The organism is Curtobacterium sp. MCPF17_047, from assembly GCF_003234045.1.
GTDB lineage: Bacteria > Actinomycetota > Actinomycetes > Actinomycetales > Microbacteriaceae > Curtobacterium.
Genome location: NZ_QKSF01000032.1, coordinates 1 through 3,683 on the forward strand (window position 1 = coordinate 1; position 3,683 = coordinate 3,683).

4 protein-coding genes are annotated in these 3,683 nt (G+C 74.6%); 3 read left to right on the forward strand and 1 reads right to left on the reverse strand.

From position 1 onward, the window contains the following. On the forward strand, nucleotides 1-748 hold a 748-nt coding region (recO, locus tag DEJ33_RS16765; protein WP_111195575.1), incomplete at its 5' end, for a DNA repair protein RecO. After that, nucleotides 745-1,545, forward strand: coding sequence for an isoprenyl transferase (locus tag DEJ33_RS16770; RefSeq protein ID WP_111077584.1), 801 nt, complete (start codon nucleotides 745-747; stop codon nucleotides 1,543-1,545). The genes recO and DEJ33_RS16770, both read left to right, overlap by 4 nt. A 20-nt stretch (nucleotides 1,546-1,565) precedes the next feature. Here DEJ33_RS16770 and DEJ33_RS16775 read toward each other — a convergent pair whose 3' ends face one another. Then, a complete protein-coding gene (locus DEJ33_RS16775) occupies nucleotides 1,566-2,516 on the reverse strand; it encodes a LysR family transcriptional regulator (protein WP_111195576.1) in 951 nt (316 codons plus the stop codon). A gap of 71 nt (nucleotides 2,517-2,587) precedes the next feature. Here DEJ33_RS16775 and DEJ33_RS16780 point away from each other — a divergent pair, with 71 nt between their 5' ends. Further along, entirely contained in the window at nucleotides 2,588-3,667 is a 1,080-nt protein-coding gene (locus DEJ33_RS16780) for an aminotransferase class V-fold PLP-dependent enzyme (protein WP_111195577.1), read from the forward strand. Nucleotides 3,668-3,683: the final 16 nt, after the last annotated feature.

Sequence of the window (3,683 nt, forward strand, 5' to 3'; positions counted from 1 at the left end):
CCGCGCCGTCGCGAAGGGCGTCCGGCGCACCGCGTCGAAGTTCGGCTCGCGCCTCGAACCGTTCATGGTCGTCGACGCCCAGTTCTACGAGGGCCGCTCGCTCGACATCGTCACGCAGGCGGAGTCCCTCGGCGCGTACGGCGCCCGCATCGTCGCCGACTACGGGGCGTACACCGCCGCGAGCGCGATGGTCGAGACCGCCGACCGACTGAGCGAGGCGGACGCCGGCCTGCAGCAGTACCTGCTGCTCGTCGGTGCACTGCGGTCGCTGTCGCGCGGTGAGCACCAGCCGAGTGCCACCCTCGACTCGTACCTGCTCCGCGCGATGAGCATCGCCGGGTGGGCGCCGTCCTTCAGCGACTGCGCCGTCACCGGGGAGCCCGGACCGCACTCGGCGTTCGTCGTGCAGCTCGGCGGGGTCGTGGCGGACTCGGCCGCGCCTCCCGGCACGCCGCGCCTGGACCCGGCGACGCTCGCCGTCCTCGGGCAGCTGCTGGCGGGGGACTGGGGCAGTGTCGACGTGACGGACGAGCGGACGAGATCGCGGGCCTCCGGCGTGGTCGCGGCGTACGCGCAGTGGCACCTGGAACGATCGCTCCGTTCGTTGCCGCACGTCGACCGCACCGAGCACCCGTCGCCGCTCGCGCCGCACCCCGGTGGTGTGCCGGCGGCGGTCGCAGCGGTGCCGGCGCCCGCCGTGCCGACGCCGGACGACCACGACCCCGTCCCCGGAGGAACCCGCGCATGAGCCCTCGCCGTCCCGCCGCCGAACCGGGTCCGTTCCTGCCCGTCGACTGGACGGGCGAGCAGCCCCCGGCGATCCCGAAGCGCTTCGTGCCGGGCCACGTGGCGATCGTGATGGACGGCAACGGCCGCTGGGCGAACCAGCGCGGACTCACCCGGGTCGAAGGGCACAAGGCCGGTGAGGCCTCACTGCTCGACGTCGTCGCCGGCGCGATCCAGATCGGCGTCACGCACGTCTCCGCGTACGCGTTCTCGACCGAGAACTGGAAGCGCTCGCCCGAAGAGGTCCGGTTCCTGATGGGCTTCAACCGCGACGTCATCCGCCGCCGTCGGGACCAGCTGCACGAGTGGGGTGTCCGGGTCCGCTGGGCCGGCCGGACCCCGAAGCTCTGGCGCAGTGTCATCGACGAGTTGCAGACCGCCGAGGAGATGACGGCCTCGAACGACGTCCTGACCCTGACGATGTGCGTCAACTACGGCGGCCGGAACGAGATCGCCGACGCCGTGCGCGGGATCGCGGACGACGTGGCGGCCGGACGCCTGAAGCCGAGCCAGGTCACCGAGAAGACCCTGGCGAAGCGGTTGTACGTTCCCGAGTTGCCGGACGTCGACCTGTTCCTCCGCAGCTCGGGCGAGCAGCGGACCAGCAACTTCCTGCTCTGGCAGTCGGCGTACGCCGAGATGGTGTTCCTCGACCGGCTCTGGCCCGACTTCCGGCGCACCGACCTCTGGGGTGCGATCGAGGAGTACGCCAGCCGCGATCGTCGCTACGGCGGCGCGGTCGACACGCCGACCGCGTAGGCACGGGGGTCGGTCGCGCGTCAGGCGAGGAGGTGCGCCGCCGACCGCACCGCTTCCAGCGCCGCCCGGACGCTCGGCACGCGCTCCGCCCCGCGGGCCACGACCACCTCGACACGTCGGGCGAGGTCGTCGTCCACGGGGTCGATCGCGACATCGGCGGGGATGACCGTCGTCGCGAGCGCCAGCCGGGGGAGCAGCGCCACCCCGAGCCCGGCGGCGACGAGTCCGACGACCGCGGCCGCGTTGTCCGTCTCCAGGACGATCTCCGGCGTGAACCCCGCCGTCGCGCACGAGGCGAGCAGGTGGCCGCGGCACCGCGGACACCCGCCGATCCAGCGGGCGTCGCGGTGGGACGCGAGGTCGACGGCGGTGGAGCCGGCGGGGCGGACAGGATCAGGGCCTCCCGGCAGGCCGGCACCGTCCGCAACGACCGGCGTCACCAGGGCGAGCGGGTCACGCCCGAGCGGACGGGTGACGAGCCCCGGGTCGGGGACGGCCCCGACCTCGTCGCCGTCGTAGGTGAAGGTGAGTGCGACGTCGACCTCGCCGCCGCGCAGCAGATCGAGTGCCTCGGGCGGTTCGACCTCGACGTACGAGGTCGTCACGCCCGGAGCCGTCACCGCCATCCGGGCGAGCACCGCGGGCACCAGGGCGGACGAGGCACTCGGGAACCCGGCCAACCGCACGCGCCCACGGGTGAGCCCGCCGACGGCGTCGAGGTCCTCGCGGGCGGCGGTCAGTGCGGCCTGCACGTGCAGGGCGTGGTCGGCGAGCACCTGCCCGGCGTGCGTGAGGGTCGCGCCGCGTCCACCGCGCAGGACGAGCGCGTGCCCGAGACGCAGTTCCGCCCGGGTGAGCAGCTGGCTGACGGCCGGTTGACTCGACCCGAGCGCGACGGCAGCGCGGGTGATCGACCCGCTGTCGGCGACGGCTCGGAGGACGCGGAGCAGCTGCGGGTCGATGTCGTCCATCACGCGATGTTACCGGTGGCACAACGAACCTGCTCTGGCGTGATGGCTCCGGTGGAGGGACCCTGTCGGACATGGACTCGTTCCCCACGGACTCGTTCCCCGCCGGCCGCGGGTACCCGGCTGCGTGCACCGCCGGCCTCCCGTCGCGCGGCACCCTCGCCGCGCAGCGCGCAGACCTCGACGCCTGGTCACGCGCCGAGACCTCGCCGGCCCACTACGGCGCCCTCGTCGAGGAGGGGCGCGCGCTCTTCGCGGACCTGGTCGACGTCCCGGCAGCGCGGGTCGCCACCGGATCGCAGACCTCGGTGATGGCCGCCGTCGTCGCCGACGCCCTGCCCGACGGCGCCGAGGTGGTCGTCCCCGACGGCGACTTCAGCTCCGTCGTCTTCCCCTTCCTGGCGCAGGCACACCGCGGCGTCCGGGTCCGGAGCGTCCCCCTGGTCGAACTCGCCGCGTCGATCGGCCCGGACACCGCGCTCGTCGCCTGGTCCGCCGTGCAGTCCGCCACCGGTGTCGTCACCGACCCCGACCCGGTCGTCGCCGCGGCCCGACGCGTCGGCGCACTCACGCTCTGCGACCTCACGCAGGCCGCCGGCGTCCTCCCCGTGTCCGCCGCCCCCTTCGACGTCACCATCACCCACGCCTACAAGTGGCTCTGCGCACCCCGCGGGGTCGCCTTCATGACGCTCTCCGACACCGCGCTCGGCCGACTGCGGCCCGTGCAGGCCGGGTGGTACGCGGGGCAGGACGTCTGGTCCTCCTGCTACGGGCCCGCCATGCGGCTGGCCGACGACGCCCGCCGCTTCGACGTCTCGCCGGCCTGGCAGGCGTGGCCCGGCGCGGTCGCCGCCCTCCGGCACGCCGCCGCGCTCGACGCGCACTCGACCTGGAGGCACGCCACCGGTCTCGCAGACCGGCTCTGCGACGCGCTGGGGGCGCCTCGGCAGGGGCAGCGTTCGGGCGGGCAGGCGATCATCACCTTCCCGGACGCCGACGGCACCGGGCTGCGTGCGCTCACCGCCGCAGGACTCACCGCATCGGGGCGGGCCGGACGGCTGCGGATCGCGTTCCACCTCTGGAACGACGAGGCCGACGTGGGCGCCGTGGCGGCGGCGCTGGCGGGGGTGGAGCCGGGCGCGTCGAGCAGGTGAGGCGTCCGGCCCGCCC

What these genes read in the sequence shown, in the direction of transcription:
- DEJ33_RS16770 (WP_111077584.1), top strand. Translation starts at nt 745, where the DNA reads ATGAGCCCTCGCCGTCCCGCCGCCGAACCGGGTCCGTTCCTGCCCGTC.
- DEJ33_RS16775 (WP_111195576.1), bottom strand. Translation starts at nt 2,516, where the DNA reads ATGGACGACATCGACCCGCAGCTGCTCCGCGTCCTCCGAGCCGTCGCC.
- DEJ33_RS16780 (WP_111195577.1), top strand. Translation starts at nt 2,588, where the DNA reads ATGGACTCGTTCCCCACGGACTCGTTCCCCGCCGGCCGCGGGTACCCG.